The organism is Schleiferia thermophila (assembly GCF_003337435.1).
Classification (GTDB): domain Bacteria; phylum Bacteroidota; class Bacteroidia; order Flavobacteriales; family Schleiferiaceae; genus Schleiferia; species Schleiferia thermophila.
Map to the genome: position 1 here is coordinate 1 of NZ_QPJS01000008.1, position 21,736 is coordinate 21,736.

Genomic DNA, 21,736 nt, shown 5'->3' on the forward strand with positions numbered 1-21,736 from the left:
GACCAGCTCATCAATGGTTAATCCGAAATACCTTGAGATTTTGTTCACGGCATCCAAAGACAAATTTCACTCACCTGTCTCTACCCTAGAATAATCGGAGAGCGACATAGGGCCCGTTTGGGAAATTGCCGATTTGTAAGTTGTTTCTTTCTGTAGGTGGTTTTTAATTGGACCACATGGCTTAAGGCTTTTATACTTTTACAGACAATCTTTATCTGTAGCACAATGGCTAATAAAAATCAATTACCGATATCGTAGCTGTTCCACTTAAAGGTGAATGCAGTGTCTGCAGTTGCAAGAATCAGCCGGCATTACAATGTGCTTTTTGGGAGCCCTGGGGTGCAATGGAGGGTTCATCCCGGTCATGTAGGTACTGCAGAGAATAGAGACAGAAACTTTATCAAGTAGAGGAGGAAAAGAATATCGTTTTCCAAAATTTTAAAGACTTTGGATTTAATGTGAAATTAAGTTAAAAAAAAATCGCCTCAATAGGGGCGATTTTTGATGTGGTGTGGGAGGGAATCGAACCCCCGACACAAGGATTTTCAGTCCTCTGCTCTACCTACTGAGCTACCGCACCATTTTTTTTACGGGCTGCAAAGGTAAATTCATGGCCTAATTTTGCAAAAAATTTTTTACAGGACTTGAAAAAATATTTACTTGCCGATGTGGGAAACACGTTTACTAAAATCAGGATTTACGAAAATTCTGAATATCAATTTTTAACCTTCCCTACGATAAAACCTGATGGGAATCCTGATGGCAAACAATTGCAAGACCTTGTATCTGCCAATCAAATAGACGATGTATTGTATAGCACTGTGGTACCTGAGTGGCATCGGATTTTTAACAATCTGGAAGTAAAAGGTGTTGTGCGCAAAGTATCTGTCCAGATGAAGCTTCCTTTTGAAATGAAGTATCAGACTCCAGAAACACTTGGCTCTGATCGCATCGCTTTGCTGGCTGCTGCAGCAGAAGCCGGCTTCCATCATCATTGCACGCTCATCGTAAGTGCAGGTACCTGCATCACCTTTGATATACTTCACGAGAGGACTTACCTGGGCGGAGCAATATCTCCGGGGCTAGCAATGAGGGCAAAAGCCATGAATCACTTCACAAAGGCTCTTCCGCTGGTAACTGTAAATCTGATTGATATACCTGTAAATGGTCAATTGTTCATCGGGCAGGATACTGCTCAATGCCTCTGGGCCGGGAGCGTGCAATCAGCAGCATTGGAAATAGACCAATATATTGATCGTTTGAAAAGCAAATTTTCAAAATTAAAGATTTATTTAACAGGAGGTGATGCCAATACTTTGGAAAAAATGATAAAATCTGACATCTTTGCGCGTCCGAATATGTGTTTGGATGGTTTAAATATTCTCTATAAGCTAAATGCATAAAATCTTAGTTATAAGCACTCTTTTAGTATTGCATTATTCTTTTGGACAAAAAAATTCTGTATCAGCCTATTCACAATATGGATTGGGTGATGTTCAATGGGGGGTTAACGGTCGCAGTATGGCCATGGGAGGTATGACTTTGGCCCAATCCAATGCATTGTTTTTCAATATTGATAATCCTGCCACCCTTAGCGTTGTGGAGCTAACCACCTTTGACCTGGGTTTAAACAATACTATTTACAGCATATCAAATTCACAATTAGCGGAAAACATCAGAAATTATTCTACTAATTTCTCTCACATCAAATTTGCTGTACCTGTTTCCAAGGGGCAGACATTGTCGTTTGGTTTTGCCCCCTATTCATTTATTGGATACGATATCCGGTCACTTGAAGTCAACCAGGACCCAATTCCCAACGTAGCATATCGCTTTACAGGAAGTGGAGGTTTCAGTCAATTTTACATTGGTTTTGGCAGCCGCCTATTCAAGGGGTTGTCGTTGGGAATATCGGCACGCTATCTCTTCGGAGATAAGGAACGACTTAATCTGATACTTCCAGACCTTTCCAATGCGCTGAATACCAGGAACAAAACCAATATTCGGCTCGATGGGCTTACCTACAACGCCGGCATTACCTACAGCTTTAAGCTTTCTGATAAGAACGAATTGGTGATAGGGGGAATCTTTGCTCCAACGGTGGCAATAAAATCCCGTTATGAAGATTACAAAATTAGTTTTTCCGGTGGTGAATTTGGCAATCCAATTGACACATTTGGTATTTCAAAGGCCGAATCTACAACAGCCATACCGATGCAATGGGGTGGGGGTATCAGTTTTAATCGATATTCCAATTATCATGTTATTCCGGCCTTGTCTTTCGGTGCGGAAATAAGGTATATACAGGGCAGTGAATTGCTACTTCCCGTAGAAGGAAATACCTGGCAAAACTCATTCAGATATGCCATAGGAGCCAGTGCCATTCCCCGGTTTCTGATCGATGGGTGGGAAAGGAGTACAAATTATTTCAACAGATTGGAATACAGGCTAGGAGGCTTTTATGAGACGGGTTTGATTGCACTCAATGATAAAAACATTAGTCAGATTGGCATAACTTTTGGCCTGGCACTTCCGCTGCGCATCCGAGGTCTGGCTCCCGGTGAGGTAAAATACAACCATATTAACATCGGAGCTTTGGCCGGTCGCAGAGGCACCACCGAAAACAATCTGATTCAGGAAAATTTCATCCGATTTTTTTTCGGTGTCACACTAAATGACAAATGGTTTATCAAATACAAATACAGATAGAATATGAAAGCAGGTAGATTTTTTCTGACATTTGTTGTAGCTCTTGCATTTTTCCAACGAAGCACTGCACAGGGTGGGTTTCAAAATGCCAGTGAGGACTGCAAAAACAACTATTCCATCTTCTTTGAGCTCTACAAGACAAAAAACTATGCAGAAGCCTTCGAAGGCTGGAAATACACCTTCGACAATTGTAAGGAGATGACTAAAAATATTTACATCTACGGTCCTACAATTGTCAAAGCAAAAATTGATGCTGAAAAAGATCCTAACAAAAAGAGAAAACTCATTCAGCTTCTATATTCCATCTACGATGCCAGAAATCAGTATTTCCCTGAAAAAGAGGGATATGTGATAGGACTTAAAGCAATGGACATGATGGTATATGAACCACAGTCCGAAATGGAAACCGTATTCAATACCTTTCAGAAAGCACTTGAAATGGAACCTGCCGAACACAGCGCGGCTTTTTTCAATAACTACTTCATCATGGTAGTGCGTATGTATCAGGCAGATAGTAAGCAATTTGACCTCAATAGAGTGTTTGAAACCTTTAACCTCATTTCAGAGGCACTCGAGATCAACAACAATAACTACAACCGGCAGATCGAAGAGATTCAGGCCAGGATAGATGCCAATCAGGCCAATGATAAAGACTTAAAGACCAAAGAGAGACTTGAAAAGGAATTGGAAAACTACACAAAAGTTGAAACCAACATCGAATTGCAAATCGCCAAAATTGCTACTTGTGACAGACTCACAGCTCTTTACAACGACCAGACTTTTGAAGCCCACAAGGAAGATATCAACTGGCTAAGACGTGCTGCCAAACTGCTGCAAAAAGAAAGGGAAACGGAAGATGGTGAAAAAGAAAGCTGCATCACCATGCCCATATTCTTGAAAATAGCCAATGCACTGAACAATCTGGAACCCAGTGCCACCTCATCGAGGTCAGTAGCCAAGATAGCCCTCTACAACAAAGATTACAATCTGGCAATTGAGTCCTTTAAAAAAGCTGCCGAACTTGAAGCCGACCCCGTAAAACGAGCTGACGACTGGAGAAGAGCAGGAGAAGCCATGCTCCTGAAAGGACAACTGGAAAATGCCAAATTAGCTGCTCTTAAAAGCATTCAGCTCAATCCCAGATCCGGAGAAGGCCACATCCTTCTGGCGAAAGTGTATGCAGCAGCCGAGGGAATCTGCGGCAACAACGTATTTGAAAAAAAGGCTGTGTATTGGGCAGCCATCGACAAGCTCAAAACTGCAGTTTCTATCGATCCTTCCGTGGCCAACAAAGCCAAAAAACTTATCGCTGAATATTCGAAACGATTACCCGATAAAGCCATTTCTTTTCAGTTTAACTGGAAACAGGGCGACAAGTACACCATTGGCTGCTGGATCAATGAAACGGTACTCGTGGATTTTGACTTAAAGTAATGGACCTTTTAAGAATGGTATCCGGCACTGCAATCCAGATTGCAGTGCTTTTTTTATGCTTCAGGTGCACCAACAATCCGGAACTAGTCCGTCAGATCAATAGGATAGATTCCTTACCAGTGGAGCAGAGGGAAAATATTCACCTGGTATACACCGATAGCGGACTAAAAAAGTTTGAAATGAAAGCTCCGGTAGTGGCATATTTTGACGACCAGCAAAATCCGAAGTTGGAATTTAAAGAAGGGATCCAGGTGTGGTTTTTTGATCCTGAAGGCCGTGTAGAAAGCGAATTGTCAGCCGGATATGCAATCAGATATCCGACATTGGCAAAATGGGAGGCCATGAAAAATGTTATTTTTGTAAACCGAAAAATGGAAAAGCTTGAAACCGACCACCTCATATGGGAGGAAAGTTCCGAAAAAATTTATTCTGAAAAAAAAGTGACAGTGACTACCCCAAATGAAATTATTGTAGGTGAAGGCTTCGAAGCTGATCAGTATTTTAATACATACAAAATAAAAAGAGTAACCGGAGAAATCCTTTTAGAAGATGAAACTTAGCAATACCATCAAAATTGTTGAAATTGCATGGTTAGTGGTTATCACTATTTGCTTATATGAAATCGTACGCAATACAGTGCTTGGCTCGTATGAAAAAATTTCTTTATATGCGGTGGTTGGTGCCGGAGCCACTGTGATGTATTTTCTGAGAAGAAATCAGAGAAAACGCCTAAGCCGCAACGAGAAGATCAATTCAGATTCCTGAATGAGTCCTGCGCTATATGTAAGTTTATCTCTATTGCTGTCGGCATTGTTTTCCGGTCTGGAGATCGCCTTTATTACTGCTGATCGGTTCTTTGTAGAGGTCGAGCAAAAAAAAGGTTCATTTGCCTTTAAAATTATTTCTTTTCTCAATAAAAATCAGGCCATGCTTCTGGCTGCATTGCTGATTGGAAACAATTTGTGCCTGGTTCTGTATGGCTTGTTCATTCCTGATTTTTTGAATCCTTTCTTACCTGGGGTGGCCAATGAATATGCCTTGCTGGCTGTACAAAGCGTTATCTCAACGATTATTATTCTCATTTTCGCTGAATATCTGCCAAAATCCATTTTTCAGAGCATGCCCCACGCTATGCTTGGCCGTTTTGCAGTATTTGCCTGGTTGAGCTATGTGTTTCTGTGGCCATTTACATGGTTGTTGGTCAGATTTAGCAATGGCATTTTGAGGGTCATTTTTAGAAAAAAGGCTTCCGGAAGGCAGGAACAGTTGGTTTTTACCCGGCACGACCTGACGCAGTTTTTTAAAGACAAGTACCAAAACAGTAGCCTTGACGCACGTGGTGAGCATGAAATAGAGATTTTTAAAAATGCTCTGGAAATGGAAACCAGGCGGTTGAGAGAGTTTATCGTTCCCCGTACTGAAATTGTAGCTCTGCCCGTAACCGCGCGAATTGAGGATCTGAAGAAGTTGTTTGAAGAATCAAATCTCAGTAAGATTTTGATTTATAGAGAAAATATTGATAACCTACTTGGATATGTACATGTATATGACCTGATAAACAGCCCTTTGGATATAACCTCAATACTCAGGCCCCTTCGGTATGTGCCTGAAAGTATGACAGCCAGCGAAGTCCTGCGACTGATGACCAGGGAAAACCGGAGTATTCTGGCTGTATACGATGAGTTTGGAACTACTTCTGGCATTGTTACCATCGAGGATGTAGTAGAAGAATTGTTTGGAGAGATAGAAGATGAGCATGATACCGAACCAGACAACAATCAGGAAATTAAAGAAGATGGTAACGACCTCATAGTAAGTGGTCGTGTGGAAATCAACAAACTCAACGAGCTCTATCAACTCAAATTGCCGGAAGATGAAAATTATAGCACCGTATCCGGTCTGATTTTTCACCATATTGAGCGAATACCTGAGAACAACGAAGAGATCGAAATACATGGCACAAAATGCAGGATCGAATGCGTGGAGCACACCCGAATCCAAAAGGTAAGGCTGCTCAATGTCTTGAGCGAATAACTTCTTTGCTTGGCCTGGATGTTAGTGTATATTCGCACCCTGATTTTTTTAACTTTTCAAATTTGCTCGTAAACAAAATCTGATACATGGCTACTTTAGAAAGAATCCGCAAAAGGTCTGGTTTGCTACTTATCATGGTAGGTCTTGCCCTTGTGGTTTTTGTACTTACTGACCTTTTATCGTCAGGCAATTCCATTCTTAGAGGGGATGCCGTAAATGTGGGCAAAATCAATCGCGAAGCCATTGATATTGTCACTTTTAACAGACTGGTAGATGAAAGGATTGAAATCTACAAACAACAGTCAGGGGATATAGCTCTTGAAAATGCCTCCAGAAAGGATTTTGCCGATGTAATTTGGGATGAACTTGTAAGAGAGAGAGTTTGGGGAGCCACCATGCAAAGATTAGGTTTCATCGTAACACCGGAAGAGCTGTACCAGCGTATAAAAAATGATCCGAATATTCAGCAGGCACAGGTTTTCAGAGATCAGATGACGGGTAGTTTTTCAGACGTACTCTTTCAAAATTACATTCAACAGTTGCAAGACAATCAGAACAATGACCAGGAAAGCCGCGAGCGCTGGCGGCAATGGATCAACTTCGAAAAAGCCATCCGGGAGCAAACCGCTCAGCAGAAGTACATCAAAGCCGTAGAATTAGCCATTTATGTGCCTAAGCTATTTGGCAAAATGGAGCTCTTCAACAATATGCAATACTACAATGTGGAGCTTGTGGCAAAAACCTATGAGTCAATTCCTGATTCGCTAATTGATGTAAAAGAAGCGGATATCAAGGCCTGGTATACTAAAAATAAATCAAAATTCAAACTGGATGAGCCCATCAGGTCCATCCTCTACGCAAGCTTCCCCGTTACCCCTTCCTCGGATGATGAAGAAGCCGTTCGTACTGAGCTCATCAGCTACACCCTGCCTTCTGAAAAGGTAAATCCTGATGGTACGGTTGAATCCATTGAGTCTTTTATAGAAACTGAGGATGACTCTGCATATGTTGCATTGAGGAGCGATGTTCCGTTTAACAGGGATTTCATACGCGAGTCAAAACTCGAGGGACAGGATACAATTTTTAAGGGAAAGTCACCGGGTTTTATCCATGGCCCTTATCTGGTGGACAACCAATACCGTCTAACCAAAGTGAGCAAGGTAAAGTATTTACCAGATTCCATAAAGGCACGTCATATTCTAATTTCTTTTGCCGGAGCGCAGAACAGTCAGTCGGCTCGTCAACCCATGGAGGCAAAACAGATGGCGGATACCCTGCTGACCTATCTAAAGGAAAACCGTACTCAGTTTGACAGCATCGCCAGAGTGCTGAGCGACGACAAAGGTTCTGCTTTCAATGGTGGTGATTTGGGCTGGTTTGGTCCGGAACAGATGGTAAAACCCTTTTCTGAATTTTGTTTCACCAATTCATCCGGTGAAATGGGAATTGTATTCTCCGAATTTGGATTCCACATCATTGAAATTCTCGGACAAAAGGGTTCAGAGCGTGCTTTACAGCTTGCTACCATAGTACGTGAACTATTACCCAGTGAAAAAACGATTGAAGAAGTGTACAGCAAGGCCTCCCGATTGGCCTCAGTTGCGTCTGATCCCTTGCGTTTCGAACAGGAAGCTGCCGCATTGGGTACATCGATACGACCTGTAACGGACCTCACTCCTATGCAGGAGTTTATAGTAGGACTTGGTCGTAACCGCGAAATTGTCCGCTGGGCTTTTAACCCGGAAAGAAAAGTTGGCGATATTGACATCAACACATCTGAAGGAAAATCGTATGTAGTGGTCAAGCTCACTCAGATCGAAGATGGTACATATCGCTCTCTTGAGTCGGTTAGGGATCAGGTAAGGGAAGGCGTTTTAAAAGAAAAAAAAGCTGACCTTGCCTTTAAGCAACTCAAGGAAGCAGCTCAAGGCAATTCAGAATTGAAACCAGTGGCTGATAAACTCGGTGTAGGAGTTACGAATGCCAGAATAAACTTTACGTCAAATATCATTGCTGGTGTTGGCAATGATCCTAAGGCCGTTGGTTTTATCTGTGGTCTGCAGCCAGGGCTGCATCTCACGCCTTATCAAGGGAATATAGCTGCCTTTGTAGTCAATGTAAAAACCATAGAACCTGTAAACGACCCCGGTGACTACAGCACCTACACCAAAGGTCTGGAAAGTGCTGTAAAGCCATTTGTGCGCTCACAAATTTTTGAGTCAATCAAAAAGTCCGCCAGGATACAGGATTTGAGACACAAGTTCTTCTAGTAGATTTTTACACCAGAAAAAAACCGGCTTTCAAAGCCGGTTTTTTTATTCAGAAGTGGATGAAAGAGTAAGCAATGAAAAACCGCCAATATCCTTTTTGAAGGAGTAGTGGCGGTATTCTCCCCTTGACTTCTGCTGAAATTAATAATAGCTTTTTCTTCGGACTTTGGCGATATACTTGCTCAGTCGGATTACTTGGCGTGTGTATCCGTATTCATTGTCGTACCATACATAGAGCACTACTGAGCGTCCGTCAGGATGTACGATGGTGGCTTTGCTGTCAAAGACCGATGGGCAAGGGTTGCCTATGATGTCGGAACTGACGAGCTCATCTGAAATGTGATACATAATCTGTTCTACCAGGTCGCCCTGCAAGGCTGCCCGACGCATGGTCTGGTTGACGTCGGCTAGAGTTGTGGTGGAAGATAGGGTCAGATTGAGTATAGCGAGAGAGCCATCGGGCACAGGTACACGGATGGCATTGGAGGTGAGTTTAGGACCCAGGCCGGGAATGGCTCTGTCAACAGCTGAACCGGCACCGGTTTCCGTTATGACCATATTGAGTGCTGCAGCCCGACCACGACGGTATTTGGGGTGCATATTGTCTACTAGATTTTGGTCGTTTGTATAGGCGTGGATGGTTTCGATATGGCCTTTTTCGATCCCATAGGTATCATTAATTACTTTTAACACCGGTACAATGGCATTGGTGGTGCAGGATGCGGCTGAAAATATATTTTCATGGTCTGGGTCGACGCTGCGTTGATTGACTCCGTGCACCAGATTGGGGATACCTTTTCCCGGAGCAGTTAGGAGTACTTTGGAGACTCCCTTGCTACATAGATGTCGCGAAAGGGCTTCGCGATCGCGGTAAGCACCTGTATTGTCGATCACCAGAGCATCGTCAATGCCATAGCTTGTATAATCGATGTCCTCTGGTTTTGAAGCTGCAATCATAGCTACTTTTCGGCCATTGATTATGAGGGCTTTGTTTTCATAATCCTCGACCACAGTGCCCGGAAATGCTCCATGTACAGAATCGACCCGTAGTAATGATGCACGCTTTTTAATGGAAAGTTCATCGTTTTCACGTGTTACTATGGCACGTAATCGAAGTTGTTCACCTCTGCCTTCCTGGGCGATAAGCTCACGGGCTACCAGGCGCCCGATGCGGCCAAATCCGTAAAGAATCACGTCTTTCGGTTTGATGGATTTGCGGTTTTCAGGGCCAATAAAGTCTCTTAGCTGATGGCGAATGAATGTGGAGCGGTCTGAAAACGGATGTCCTATTTCCAAATATTCTTTTGTTAGCCGGCCAAGGTCCATGCGAGCTGGGCAGATATCTTCCTGCAGCAAGGCTCTGGCCATGGCAAGGGTGTCCGTGATTTTAAGTGGTACACCAACGACCTGCTCAGCATAGTGATGCAGATGGAGGATCTCACCGGGTCGTCGGTCGATAAGTTGATTGCGAAACAAAACGGTTTCTATACCCTTATCGTACCACAATTCATGAATAGCTTTAATCAGTTCTACACAGTTTTTCTCATTTTGGATACGGTCTTCAACCGCTTTTTGATAATCTTCGAGGCGAATCATATTGGACTTGCGATTTGTTTTCAAATGTAGGGTGATGATGCACCGCTTCAAAAAGTTACAAAATTTTTTAAATACCTGAAAAAGAGCGTAATAAATGGTTATTTTTTGGTGTAATTATTACACTTATTCAGAGTTTTTTTCCTGTAGATGCTTATGGTTTGGGGATGGTTTTTTCAATTCCTGTATTCGTCGATAAGCTGCCTGTTCGCGCTCGTTTTTACCGGGTGTATAGAAGGTCGTGCCAATAAGCTTCTCTGGCAGGCAGGGCTGTGCGATGATGTTGTTTTCGAAGTGATGAGGATATTGGTAATTGCTGCCATAGCCCAGATCTTTCATCAGTTTTGTTGGGGCATTTCGCAGATGCATTGGCACAGGGAGATTGCCGCTGAGCTCTATTTCTGTCAATGCTTTATTTATGGCCTCATAGGCTGAATTACTTTTAGGCGATTGTGCCAAATAGATGGTGCACATCGAAAGGGGAATTCTGGCTTCCGGCATTCCGATTTTGTGCACTGCATCCATGGTGGCATTGGCCAGTACCAATGCCGTGGGATTGGCCAGGCCTATATCTTCTGAAGCCAGTATCAGAAGTCTTCTGGCTATGAACATGGGGTCTTCGCCACCGGCGAGCATTCTGGCCAGGTAATAAACAGCTGCATCAGCATCGCTGTTTCGGATACTTTTTATAAAAGCTGAGATAAGGTTGTAGTGGTCTTCTCCTGTTTGATCGTGATAAGGTGTTTTGCGTTGGAGAATTTGCATGCACTTTTCGGCGGTGAGTTTTTCGCCTGGAAGTGCGTGCATGGCGAGGAGTTCGAGCTGGTTTAGCAGTCTGCGCGCATCGCCATCGGCCAGCTGAATGACAATAGAAGGATCCTCCAGTGTGATGTGTAGCTCTGAGATGATGGAGTCTCGGGTAAGGGCTTTGTCGATCAGTTTTCGGAGGCTCTGATGGCTCAAAGGTTCCAGTACATACACGTGCATTCGGGAGAGCAGAGCCTTTTGTACTTCGAAGGAAGGATTCTCCGTAGTTGCACCTATAAGCACTATTCTTCCCCGCTCTACTGCATGCAACAGACTGTCTTGCTGTGTTTTGTTAAAGCGATGAATTTCATCAATGAACAAAATGGGAGGTGATTCTTTAAGGAGAGGTGGTGTAGACTCAATCTGCTGAAAGATGTTTTTAATGTCTTTTATACCGGATTTAATTGCTGAAAGATAATGAAATTTCCGGTTGGAAGAATGAGCCATGATTTCGGCCAAAGTGGTCTTGCCGGTGCCCGGTGGACCCCAAAGGATCATAGAAACCAGGTTGCCAGTACGAACCATGTACTCAATCGGTTTTCCCGGTGCGGTCAGATGTTCCTGACCGATCACCTCTTCCAGCTTTTTAGGTCTTAGTCGCTCGGCTAGCGGAGGGCTTGGCATCTGCTTTTATTTTCGATATGAATCAAAAATAAGAATGAAAGAGGTGCCAGCCCCTGGTGTAGATTCAATTTTCAAAGAACCGTTCATGGCTTCTGTCAGTTCCTTAATTAAAATTCTACCAATGCCAGTCCCTGACTCACCATCGGTACCTCGGGTAGTAAAACTGACTTTAGGATTGAAAAATTTAACAAGTTCTTCTTTGCTCATTCCCTTGCCTGAATCTTTAATTTCGATGACACTTAAATCATTTTCTTTGGCATAGGTCTTAATAGTTATTTTTCCATTTTTAGGGGTGAATTTCACGGCATTGTCCAAAATGTTTCTGACGATTACTTCAAGGTAAAATTCATCTGCTGCAATCTTGCCAACAGGATCACAATCCAGTATGAGTTCAATGTCTTTATTTAGGATTTTTGACTTTATCTGTTCTTCAACTTTTTTAAATACTTCTAGTGGATTTACGTGCTGAATTTTTGGTCTGAGGTCTGATATATTAATGCGAGAAAACAAGAGTAGATTTTCCAGAATTTGATATGTATTCTGAGCAGATTTATAGAGCATATTGTAAAATTTGGAATGTGTCTTTCGAACGTCTTCTGAATACACTTCAATCAATCCTACCAGGTTGGAGATACTGGTTTTCAAATCGTGTCCGATGACTGATAAAAATTTAGTTAGAAATTGATTTTTTTGTCGAAGTTCATCAGTGATTTTTTCCAGTTCGGCATTTACATTTTTGAGTTGTTTTGTTTGTTTTTCTACTTCTTCTCTGAGCAATAGATACTGGTGTTTGATCAGATTTTCCTTTTCAATAGTTTCCTTGATCAGCTGGGCTCTGAGTTGATTTCTTTCTTTCAGACCGATATACAGTCGATCGGTGATGGCAAGAGCAAGAAATGTGATATCCAGCAAAGAGCCATATTGCGATGCATGAATAAACAGCGGATGATTGGGGATCACATTCATTCTGGCCAGAATAGTCAAAATAACACCCAACAACAGGAAAGTAAATGCCACTACGTAATACCTTGCAGGTCTGTAACCTCTGCTCAGAAGGAAGATACCTGCCAAAAGCATCAAAAAACAACCAATGGCACCTACCAGCTGCACCAAACCATTTGCCATATCTTTGAAGCCAAGAAATGGCAAGATAAACACCGGCACATTGACCCAAAAAACTCCCCACAATACCTTTGACCAAAAGGGAGAAAAGTCTTCAGCTTTTAAAAATTTAATGGAAAAGATCGTAGTAAAAATTCCCAATCCAAAGATCATGGGTTCATAGGAATTTATTACCGGAGCATTTGGCCAAAGAAATCTAAAGGTATATCCATAAAGATGGAGAGTAATGATAGCAGTCGCTAGGGTATGAAAAATGTAATATATAAATATTTCGTCTCTTATTTTTCTGAAGAGAAATAAACTATAAATGACAACGAGGACTACAAAGCCGATATAGATGCCTTGAAATATGCCTTCGCGATTGTTCACGTAATTAAGTGCATTCCAATTATAAAAAGTAGCTGAAAACTGCACATTGTAAAAACTCCTGATTCTAAACAGCAACAAATACTGCCCCGGTGGTATACTAATTTTAAAATAATTGCCGAAGATTTCCCGCTCTCTGAAAGGAAATGCCGAGCCGGTAACAAAACTCTTTACAACTTCACCCCGATCAACCAAAAAAAATTCTACTGTATCGAGTATCGGATAATTAAGCCTTAAAATAATATGTTCGGCAGAATTATTTAGAATCTGGGCACTGAACCATACCGGATATTGAATGTTTCCGAAGTGAACCTGTGGCTTATGCCAGTGGGTAAAATCCAGAAGGTGTTCTTTGGCTTGTATTACCGTCATGGAATGGGTGGAGTCGATCAGATAACTCAGATGCTCGGATACGGGTTTTTTGTAAGGTTGATGTAATTGGGTTGAAACGGAGATGACTCTTCCATAGGCAGAAAAGCTTTGGAAAAGCATAAAGATGAAAAGTGTAATGCTGTGTAGACGGGGCATTGCTGACTTCAGGAGCAGAACAAATTTCGGTAAAGATACTGTTTTAACTTTGTGGTAGATTGTGATTAAAAAAAAATGAAATCATCGATTTTATTGCTGTCGCTTACCGTCGGAATTTTTGCAGCTAAATGCCAGGAACAAAACCGTAAGGATATGAATACAAATAACGAAAATTTTGCCGTTCAACTCTCGGATGAAGAGTGGAAGCAAAGGTTATCTCCGGAAGAATATTACGTACTTCGAAAAAAAGGGACGGAAAGACCTTTTACCGGCCGATTTTATAAGCATTTCGAACCGGGTGGTGTCTATGTGTGCAAAGGATGTGGCCATGAGCTCTTTTCTTCAGAAAGCAAATTTGACAGTCATTGCGGGTGGCCAAGCTACGACCGCACTCTGAGCAACAATAGTTTGATTGAAAAACCCGATTATTCATTTGGTATGATTAGGACTGAGATTCTCTGTGCCAGATGCGGTGGACATATTGGTCATGTGTTTGATGATGGACCTACAGAGACGGGTTTGCGATATTGTGTCAACTCTGTGGCCATTGATTTTAAAAAAGTTGATAAATAATTGTCTTGAAAGCTGCAAATTACAGCACACCCATGCTTCGACTCAGATACACATCAGAAAACGATACGGCGATGCCGAAACGGGACTTCTGGATGCTTCCGGTGGCGATCGGCGTCCTTCTTTTACTGGTGTATTGGGTCGATAATTACTTTTTTCTGGACCTATACAAGTTTGGATTGCTACCGCGCTCATGGTCTGGTCTATGGGGTATTTTGGTCACTCCTTTTGTTCACTCCAGTGTCTCGCATCTGTTGAACAACTTACTCCCATTGGTCTTACTGGTGTTGGCTATCAGGTATTTTTATCCGGCAGTTTCTACCCGAGTACTGATATCCGGCTACCTGATCACAGGAGTGTTGGTGTGGTTTATTGCAAGAGATAGCTATCACATTGGTGCCAGTGGCCAGGTGTATGCGTTTGCCTCATTTCTGTTTTTTAGTGGCATCATCCATGGCAAGATTCATTTGCTCGCTATTGCATTGCTGGTCGCTTTTTTGTACGGTGGGTTGATCTGGGGAATCTTTCCATTTCATTCACATGTTTCCTGGGAGTCGCATCTTGCAGGAGGATTTACCGGATTGATTACAGCATTGTATTTTCGCCATCATGAACCCTTTTACACATCCCCTTTTAAAGATATGGAAGCCAACGAGACGGCCTATATCCGACATAGCCCAAGGGCACCTGTTGAGTATGAAACCAGCATTACTGATATCCGTTATCGATTCATCACCTATCACATCGAAAAGAAGAAGTAATTTTTTGATATGTTGCCTTGTGCTGTTGACCGCTTTTGTTTCAGCGCAGGACATTTTATACATAGAGCATAGGAGCAAGCCTCCGCAGCTGCGGATCAGACCAGGAATGGAAATAACCGTAGTGCAAAGTACAGATACTTTAAAAATCAGGGGTTTAGTAGGAAAAATCGGGCATGAAACCATTGAAGTAGACAACTTTACCGTGGCTTATCAGTGGATTGATGAAATTCACTACCGAAACGAATTGGTGTCTCTGCTGGGATATGCTACGATAGCTGCCGGAGTTTTTGCACTTGTCATTCCTCCGATTAACAATGCCTACAACAAAATGCCACTCTGGGACAGGGATTATTTGATAGCGGGAAGTATTTTGGTTCCTGCTGGTTTTTTTGCCACTAAACTAGCAGTTAAAAAGTACAAGAAGTCAAAAGGGTATTACTGGAAACATTATTATATCGATTGAAAATCAGCGGTTTTATTACATCTGTCACACTACGAACTGCTGTACTGGCAGGTGCAATAGCTATGTACAGCTGCTCTACCACCAGATTTGTACCCGATGGTCAGGCACTTTTGGTCAAAAATTCATTGCGGATAAGCGATCGGAATTTTGATCCGGAGCCATTAGAGCCCATTATCAAACAGCAGCCCAATACCAGATTACTGTTCATCCCACTTTCGCTATATGTGTACAATTGGGGAGGTTTCTTTAAAAAAATCGGCGAGGCTCCTGTGATTTACAGCGAAAGCGAAGCACAGCGAACTCGTCGGCAAATGCAACTTTATTTACAGAATTCCGGATATTTTCACGCAGTAGTACAACATATCGCAAAACCCCTGAATAAACGGAAGTCAAAAGTAGAAGCACTATACGATATAACACTGAACGAGGCATTTACGATACATCAATTCATTCTTGCCAACAGGAATGAAATCATTGACTCTGTAATGTCGCATCACATCGGCTATCCCAAAATTAAAGCGGGCAATCGATTGGACTTCAATCTGCTGGATGATGAGCGTGAGCGGATTGCCGCTAGTCTGAGGCAGCACGGCTTTTTTGGATTTACGAAAGATTTCATCAATTTCGAAATTGATACGATAAGTGCACCTAAAAATCAGGCGATTGTGCAAATGAACATTCTGCCAAGGCCTGTAAGAGGCAGAGATTCGGTACTGTATGTTGAGCATCATCCTTTTACAATCGACCAGGTACAGGTACATCTGATACCCCGGCGGGCAGAATATCGTACGGAACCTTTTCACATTCATCACAAAGGATACGATTTGTATTTTTATCAGGAAAATCAGTTTCATCCCAGAGTTTTTACGGATGTGATCGAGCTGACCCCCGGGACTTACTATTCAGAAACAGCAGTCAGAGAGACCTTCAGACACATCAGCTCACTGAGATTATTTACCGGGACTGACATTTCTTTCAGACAATCAGATCCGCTGAGCGACCGACTGTTGGCAGAAATACGGCTCTCACCAGAGAGCCGGCAGGGGCTCACTGCGACAGCGGAGGGCAGCATATCGTCGGGGCAACGCGGTGTAAGCGGTAGCCTGAGCTGGCTCAATCGCAATACCTTTGGCAAGGGGGAGATTTTTTCACTATCCATAACCGGGCTGCTGGAAGTGCAGCTTTCACAAGGACAGACCGGTGGATTCAATACCCTGGAGCTTGGCGCAGAAGCTGCCTTGAATTTTCCCCGGTTTCTGTTGCCTTTCAATACGGAGGGGTTGGTGCCGAAACGAATGGAGCCCCGAAGCAAATTGTCTACTGCTATCATCAGGCAGCAGAGATTTCAGTTTGACCGGGTGGTCTACAGGGCTGGCCTCAACTATTTGTGGAGAGAATCCACACACAAAAACCACCAGATTGACTTGCTGGAGCTCAACTACATCCGGCTGTTTAAGATTGACCCTGCATTTGAGCAAAGTGCCATTTTGTTGTTTGGTTTTCGGGATAATTTCATTGCATCTACCCGGTACACATTTACGTACAATACGCAAAAGCCTACATATCAGCCCCAGGCCACCTTCTTTCGAGGTGTAGCAGAACTGGCAGGTACGGGGATTTTGCCCCTGATCGATGCCGTATTTAATCTGCCTAAGGATGATAACGATGTCAGCAAACTGTTTGGAGTGGCGTATGCACAATATGTAAAACTGGAAGTGGACTTCAGAAAATATTTATACTTCAACTCCAACAACAGCCTGGCATTAAGGCTTTTTGCAGGGTATACACGTCCATACGGCAATTCATTTGATACGCTGTATGCTTTTCAGGCGCCTTTCGAAAAGCGATATTTTATTGGAGGGGCTAATGATCTGAGAGCATTCAGGGCTTTCTCTATTGGGCCGGGCACATCACCGGCTGCTTTACCTATCAATACAGCACCAATCAAACTGTTGACGTCGGTTGAATATCGATTTACCGTTTACAAGGCCTTTAAATCAGCTCTATTTTTGGACGCTGGAAATATTTTTTACGAAAATCTGCCCGTCAGAGGCACAGATAAGATGGTAAAAGATTTTGTTCCTGAACAAGTGCTTACTCCGGAAAATTTAGTACAATCCATAGCCTTGGGTACTGGGGTGGGGCTCAGATACGATCTGAGTTTTTTTATCATCAGGGTAGATGTGGGTATTCCGATATACAATCCGGCATTTGCACCCGGTGACAGATGGATATCACCTGCTATGGTGAAATATTGGACTTTTCAGCCGGGTTTAGGTTTTCCTTTTTAATGAGCACCTTTTATGAAGACAATATTTCGCGTATTGCTGAAATACATTCCGAGACCATGGCTGATCAGAGGTAGTTATCTGGCAAAAGATCTGCTTGCCCTGTTGATGTATGGCAAGAAATACGAAGACCCAATCGATGGACGTACTTACCGAAGTCTGCTTCCTTACGGATATGGAGACCGGCAGAGGCCAAATGTACTGGCTCCCGGCTCCCTCAGTCTGGAGCGACACCGGTTGATGTGGGTGTATTTGAGAGATTGTACAGACTTTTTCAGGGCTAAACTGAAGGTGCTGCACATAGCGCCAGAGCAATGTTTTTACGGAAGGTTTAAAAAAATGAAAAACCTCGATTACACTACTGCTGATCTGGAGTCTCCCTTGGCCGACATGCACTTTGATTTGCATGACATACCGTTGCCAACCAATACGTACGATGTAGTTTTTTGCAATCATGTACTCGAGCATGTAAACGACGATTTGCAGTGTATGCGGGAGATACTCAGGATCTTGAAACCAGGAGGGTGGGCTATCATGCAGGTACCAATGGACTATAGCAGATTGGAGACCTTTTCGGATCCTTCAATCACCGGCAAGGCTGAGCGAGAGCGAATTTTTGGACAATATGACCATGTGAGGGTGTATGGCATTGATTATCCCCGGAGACTGGAGAAAGCTGGTTTTAACGTGCTGTCATTTGACATAAAAAAACATCTGAGTTCATCGCTCATCGAAAAATACAGAATACAACCGGAAGAAATTCTCTATATAGCAGAAAAACCGAAATAATTTCATTTTGTAACGATGGCTGTGTTTAGTTTTGCACTGAATATCAGACCGACAACAACCCCACTCGCATGAGACTGGAGGAAGAAATAAAGCAGAAAACCTTTCCGAATGAATTTTCAAAAGCAGTAGTGAATATTTTGTATACGTACAGTTATGTGTATGTAAATATTCAAAGATTTCTGAAAAAATACAGCCTTACCCCGGAGCAGTACAATGTGCTGAGAATTTTACGAGGTCAGTACCCGGAGCCTTGCACAATCAACACCATACAAGACCGTATGCTTAACAAAACGTCGAATGCATCGCGACTCGTGGACAAGCTTGTGGCAAAAAACCTGGCAGAGCGCCAACTCAATGCTTCTGACCGCCGACAAGTAGATGTAATCTTATCAAAAAACGGCATTCAGCTCTTGGCCGAGCTGGATAAACCTGTTTCAGAGCTGCACAAACAAATAGTTCAACTACCTGAAACTGAAGCCAGATACCTCAATCAACTGCTCGATAAGCTAAGGGGTTGAGAAATTCTTATCTTTATCCCTTGATTTTTGAAGCGTACGCATGTATGTAAAGATATTTGTGTGTGTATATACATTGATCTCTGTAGCACTTTTGGCCCAGCCAGTAGTGATCGAGGGAAAAATAACCGGGGCAGAGGGCAGAACCATTGTGCTGCTTGGGTACAACGGAGCCGAAAATTTCCCTATTGATTCGACGGTAGTAGTAACTGAAAAGTCTTACTTCAGAATGAGATCAGAGATTCCCTATCAAGGGCTCTTTAAACTGATGGTAGAAAAAGGACAAGGTCGCAACCAAGACCGGTATATTGACCTGATTTTGTCCAATGGCTCAGAGATTCAATTCAGTACGGTTTTCCCTTACCTTACAGATTCACTTAAGGTGCAAAAAGGCAGAGAGCTAAGCTACTTCCATGAGTTTACCAGGAGCTACAATGGTATTCAATACAAAATAATACTGCTGGCAGAACTACTGCAGAGATACCCGGCAGGGGATTCTTTTTATAATGTGGCGGAGCAAAAAATACACAAGCTCAGCCAAGAAAAAGCCGAACTCTTCAAGCGATTCCGTGATACGGCCTTTCCGCTGGCCAACAGGTATATTTCCATGTTGAGGCAATGGGATGCAAAAGGGGATGATTTTTCCGGTTCTTTTTACAGGGGCATTGACCTGAGCGATACCCTCTGGACACGCAATGTGCTTCTCCATCAGAAGATAGGACAGTACTATTCCTATCTGGCCAACAATCAGTCCTTCCAGGATTTTCACACGATGAATAAAAACTTTATTGACAGTGTTTTAAATCCCTTAAAGGTCAACGAAGTGCTCTGGAAAAACATTTTTGCTTATTTGGTACGTGCATTTAAAGCGATGAACTACCCGGAAGGGCTCGAATACTTAAAGGTGAAATACATGGAAGGGGATGTTTGTACAGACGGGGCGAACTTGCCGGAGATTGATGAAATCCTCGCCAATCTGGAGGTTTTGAAACCGGGAGCTCCACTGCCGGAAGGGATGGTGCAGACCCTTGAAGGCAAGGAACTCTTAGTGCCGGCAGAGCTGCCGGTCAGCGGATTGAAGCTAATGATTTTCTGGTCACACAAATGCAGGCACTGCAATGAAAGCAAACCGTACTGGGAGGACTTATATAAGAGAAAATCGCCAAAAGGATTGAAGGTGGTAACTCTGCACAACGGAGATACCCGGCAGGAATGGTTCAGAGCCATTGAAGACCTGCCAAAGGAATGGATACATCTGCATGACCCGCTTGGATGGAATGGGTACACAGGCCGTCTTAAAATTACAGGGACACCTGCTTACATCCTCCTGGATGCAGAAAATCGAATCCTGAAAAAAACATTTGACTTGATGGAAATCGAAAGTATTTTAAATAACGTCCTTTAATTTCATGGAAAAAATTCTTAACTACATCGATGGGAAACTCATTGAACCTGTAGGTGCACAGTACATCGAAAACATTGAACCAGCGACAGGCAAGGTGTACTCACTCACTCCAGATAGCGACCACCGGGATATTGAAATGGCCTACGAAGCGGCTAGTAAAAGCTTCCGAAAGTGGGCAGAACTACCCGCGGCCGAGCGGAGCAGGATACTGCTTCGGATATCGGAATTGATTGAGCAGAATCTTGAGACACTTGCACTGGCTGAAAGCAAAGACAACGGAAAGCCGTTGAAGCTTGCGCGTATGGTAGATATACCGAGGGCCCGAGATAATTTTTCTTTTTTTGCCACAGCTATATTGCATACTTCTACCGATACGTATGACATGGGTCTATCGGGGTTTAACTACACCTTGCGACAGCCGGTGGGTGTGGCAGGGTGTATCAGTCCATGGAATCTTCCTCTGTATCTCTTCAGCTGGAAGGTGGCACCTGCACTGGCAGCCGGCTGTACAGTTGTGGGCAAACCTAGCGAAATCACTCCCTATACGGCCTATCTGCTAGGCCAACTGTGCATCAAAGCCGGACTTCCTCCCGGGGTTTTCAACATCGTGCATGGCTACGGGCACAAAGTAGGCCAAGCTATAACAGAGCATCCCGGCATCAGGGCCATATCATTTACCGGAGGCACATCGACGGGTAAACGAATTGCTCAGAGTGCTGCTCCACATCTTAAAAAACTTTCGCTGGAGCTAGGAGGAAAAAATTCGACCATCGTTTTGGAAGACTGCGATTACCAAAAGGCATTGAGTACGGCAGTACGGGCTTCGTTCAGCAATCAGGGACAGATTTGCCTCTGTGGTTCTAAAATACTGGTGCAGCGAGGCATCTACGATAGGTTCAAAAAAGATTTTGTGGCCAAAGTGTCTGAACTGAAAGTGGGGGATCCGTATAGCGAAACCACACAGATGGGTGCGCTGGTATCGGAAAACCACCTGGAAAAAGTACTCAGCTATATAGATTTGGCACAGGAAGAAGGGGGCAAAGTCTTGACGGGTGGTCAACGCATACAACTACCGGCTCCCTTCGATGGAGGATATTATCTGGAACCTACGGTGATCGAGGGGTTGCCGGCTACCTGCCGTACCAACAGAGAGGAGATTTTCGGTCCGGTGGTGACCTTGCTGCCGTTTGACACGGCTGAAGAGGCTATAGCCATGGCCAATGCTACTGAGTATGGCCTGGCCTGCAGCATCTTTACCAGCGATCTGAATTCAGCTCACCTCATGGCCAGGCAAATAGAAGCAGGTGTCGTGTGGGTCAATACCTGGCTGCTACGGGATCTGAGAACGCCATTCGGGGGGATGAAGTCCAGCGGAATAGGTCGGGAGGGAGGAAGATATGCCCTCGAATTCTTTACAGAACCTAAAAACATCTGCGTGGCCTACTGAGGGTCATAAAG

Annotated in this window: 18 protein-coding genes and 1 tRNA gene; 15 read left to right on the top strand and 4 right to left on the bottom strand. The window is 43.4% G+C overall.

Going from position 1 to position 21,736, the window contains the following annotated elements; all coding sequences use genetic code 11:
* Positions 1–507: 507 nt before the first annotated feature.
* Positions 508–580: transfer RNA gene (locus DES35_RS10850), tRNA-Phe, on the bottom strand.
* Positions 581–644: 64 nt separating this feature from the next.
* Here DES35_RS10850 and DES35_RS10855 point away from each other — a divergent pair.
* The 7 genes from DES35_RS10855 (at position 645) to DES35_RS10885 (ending at position 8,447) form a co-directional block, all read left to right on the top strand.
* Positions 645–1,403 carry a type III pantothenate kinase gene (locus tag DES35_RS10855; RefSeq protein ID WP_037361059.1) on the top strand — a complete coding sequence of 253 codons (759 nt, stop codon included), beginning with the start codon at positions 645–647 and terminating at the stop codon, positions 1,401–1,403.
* On the top strand, positions 1,396–2,709 hold the full coding sequence (locus DES35_RS10860) for a hypothetical protein (RefSeq protein ID WP_114366560.1): 1,314 nt from the start codon (positions 1,396–1,398) through the stop codon (positions 2,707–2,709). Before DES35_RS10855 ends, DES35_RS10860 begins: the two co-directional genes overlap by 8 nt.
* A 3-nt stretch (positions 2,710–2,712) precedes the next feature.
* Complete coding sequence (locus DES35_RS10865; RefSeq protein WP_114366561.1) at positions 2,713–4,143, top strand: tetratricopeptide repeat protein; 1,431 nt, start codon at positions 2,713–2,715, stop codon at positions 4,141–4,143.
* The gene (lptC, locus tag DES35_RS10870) at positions 4,143–4,703 is read left to right on the top strand and encodes an LPS export ABC transporter periplasmic protein LptC (RefSeq protein ID WP_114366562.1); all 561 of its coding nucleotides are present in this window, start codon (positions 4,143–4,145) and stop codon (positions 4,701–4,703) included. Before DES35_RS10865 ends, lptC begins: the two co-directional genes overlap by 1 nt.
* The gene (locus DES35_RS10875) at positions 4,693–4,908 is read left to right on the top strand and encodes a hypothetical protein (RefSeq protein WP_037361011.1); all 216 of its coding nucleotides are present in this window, start codon (positions 4,693–4,695) and stop codon (positions 4,906–4,908) included. The genes lptC and DES35_RS10875 overlap by 11 nt, the downstream gene beginning before the upstream one ends.
* Positions 4,909–6,177 (top strand): hemolysin family protein, encoded by a 1,269-nt coding sequence (locus DES35_RS10880; protein WP_114366563.1) that lies wholly within the window; start codon positions 4,909–4,911, stop codon positions 6,175–6,177. It abuts the gene before it with no gap.
* A gap of 86 nt (positions 6,178–6,263) precedes the next feature.
* The gene (locus DES35_RS10885; RefSeq protein ID WP_114366564.1) at positions 6,264–8,447 is read left to right on the top strand and encodes a peptidylprolyl isomerase; all 2,184 of its coding nucleotides are present in this window, start codon (positions 6,264–6,266) and stop codon (positions 8,445–8,447) included.
* Between the two features lie 141 nt (positions 8,448–8,588).
* On the opposite strand, the gene DES35_RS10890 is transcribed toward DES35_RS10885, so the two are convergent.
* The 3 genes from DES35_RS10890 to DES35_RS10900 form a co-directional block, all read right to left on the bottom strand.
* Positions 8,589–10,043: a glyceraldehyde-3-phosphate dehydrogenase gene (locus tag DES35_RS10890; RefSeq protein WP_037361018.1), complete on the bottom strand. Its 1,455-nt coding sequence runs from the start codon at positions 10,041–10,043 to the stop codon at positions 8,589–8,591.
* A gap of 123 nt (positions 10,044–10,166) precedes the next feature.
* A complete protein-coding gene (locus tag DES35_RS10895) occupies positions 10,167–11,471 on the bottom strand; it encodes a replication-associated recombination protein A (RefSeq protein WP_114366565.1) in 1,305 nt (434 codons plus the stop codon).
* Positions 11,472–11,477: 6 nt separating this feature from the next.
* Positions 11,478–13,451, bottom strand: coding sequence for a sensor histidine kinase (locus DES35_RS10900; RefSeq protein WP_170125743.1), 1,974 nt, complete (start codon positions 13,449–13,451; stop codon positions 11,478–11,480).
* A gap of 189 nt (positions 13,452–13,640) precedes the next feature.
* Between DES35_RS10900 and msrB the strand changes: the two genes are divergently transcribed.
* The 8 genes from msrB to DES35_RS10940 all read left to right on the top strand — a co-directional run bounded on the left by msrB (position 13,641) and on the right by DES35_RS10940 (position 21,725).
* Positions 13,641–14,060 (top strand): peptide-methionine (R)-S-oxide reductase MsrB, encoded by a 420-nt coding sequence (gene msrB / locus DES35_RS10905; protein ID WP_037361063.1) that lies wholly within the window; start codon positions 13,641–13,643, stop codon positions 14,058–14,060.
* A gap of 5 nt (positions 14,061–14,065) precedes the next feature.
* Entirely contained in the window at positions 14,066–14,818 is a 753-nt protein-coding gene (locus DES35_RS10910) for a rhomboid family intramembrane serine protease (protein WP_114366567.1), read from the top strand.
* A gap of 106 nt (positions 14,819–14,924) precedes the next feature.
* Positions 14,925–15,281 (top strand): hypothetical protein, encoded by a 357-nt coding sequence (locus DES35_RS10915; RefSeq protein ID WP_125039424.1) that lies wholly within the window; start codon positions 14,925–14,927, stop codon positions 15,279–15,281.
* Positions 15,278–17,572 (top strand): translocation and assembly module lipoprotein TamL, encoded by a 2,295-nt coding sequence (gene tamL, locus DES35_RS10920; RefSeq protein WP_114366569.1) that lies wholly within the window; start codon positions 15,278–15,280, stop codon positions 17,570–17,572. Before DES35_RS10915 ends, tamL begins: the two co-directional genes overlap by 4 nt.
* Positions 17,573–17,584: 12 nt before the next feature.
* Positions 17,585–18,358, top strand: a complete 774-nt coding sequence (locus DES35_RS10925) for a class I SAM-dependent methyltransferase (protein ID WP_114366570.1) — start codon at positions 17,585–17,587, stop codon at positions 18,356–18,358.
* 68 nt (positions 18,359–18,426) lie between these two features.
* Entirely contained in the window at positions 18,427–18,876 is a 450-nt protein-coding gene (locus tag DES35_RS10930; RefSeq protein ID WP_037361031.1) for a MarR family winged helix-turn-helix transcriptional regulator, read from the top strand.
* Positions 18,877–18,916: 40 nt separating this feature from the next.
* Positions 18,917–20,278, top strand: a complete 1,362-nt coding sequence (locus tag DES35_RS10935) for a thioredoxin-like domain-containing protein (protein ID WP_114366571.1) — start codon at positions 18,917–18,919, stop codon at positions 20,276–20,278.
* A 4-nt stretch (positions 20,279–20,282) separates the two neighbouring features.
* Positions 20,283–21,725, top strand: a complete 1,443-nt coding sequence (locus tag DES35_RS10940) for an aldehyde dehydrogenase (protein WP_114366572.1) — start codon at positions 20,283–20,285, stop codon at positions 21,723–21,725.
* Positions 21,726–21,736 lie beyond the last annotated feature (11 nt).

Coding starts and splice junctions, on each gene's coding strand:
- DES35_RS10860 (WP_114366560.1), top strand. CDS start 1,396: ATGCATAAAATCTTAGTTATAAGCACTCTTTTAGTATTGCATTATTCT.
- DES35_RS10865 (WP_114366561.1), top strand. CDS start 2,713: ATGAAAGCAGGTAGATTTTTTCTGACATTTGTTGTAGCTCTTGCATTT.
- lptC (WP_114366562.1), top strand. CDS start 4,143: ATGGACCTTTTAAGAATGGTATCCGGCACTGCAATCCAGATTGCAGTG.
- DES35_RS10875 (WP_037361011.1), top strand. CDS start 4,693: ATGAAACTTAGCAATACCATCAAAATTGTTGAAATTGCATGGTTAGTG.
- DES35_RS10880 (WP_114366563.1), top strand. CDS start 4,909: ATGAGTCCTGCGCTATATGTAAGTTTATCTCTATTGCTGTCGGCATTG.
- DES35_RS10885 (WP_114366564.1), top strand. CDS start 6,264: ATGGCTACTTTAGAAAGAATCCGCAAAAGGTCTGGTTTGCTACTTATC.
- DES35_RS10890 (WP_037361018.1), bottom strand. CDS start 10,043: ATGATTCGCCTCGAAGATTATCAAAAAGCGGTTGAAGACCGTATCCAA.
- DES35_RS10895 (WP_114366565.1), bottom strand. CDS start 11,471: ATGCCAAGCCCTCCGCTAGCCGAGCGACTAAGACCTAAAAAGCTGGAA.
- DES35_RS10900 (WP_170125743.1), bottom strand. CDS start 13,451: ATGCTTTTCCAAAGCTTTTCTGCCTATGGAAGAGTCATCTCCGTTTCA.
- msrB (WP_037361063.1), top strand. CDS start 13,641: ATGAATACAAATAACGAAAATTTTGCCGTTCAACTCTCGGATGAAGAG.
- DES35_RS10915 (WP_125039424.1), top strand. CDS start 14,925: ATGGAAATAACCGTAGTGCAAAGTACAGATACTTTAAAAATCAGGGGT.
- DES35_RS10925 (WP_114366570.1), top strand. CDS start 17,585: ATGAAGACAATATTTCGCGTATTGCTGAAATACATTCCGAGACCATGG.
- DES35_RS10930 (WP_037361031.1), top strand. CDS start 18,427: ATGAGACTGGAGGAAGAAATAAAGCAGAAAACCTTTCCGAATGAATTT.
- DES35_RS10935 (WP_114366571.1), top strand. CDS start 18,917: ATGTATGTAAAGATATTTGTGTGTGTATATACATTGATCTCTGTAGCA.
- DES35_RS10940 (WP_114366572.1), top strand. CDS start 20,283: ATGGAAAAAATTCTTAACTACATCGATGGGAAACTCATTGAACCTGTA.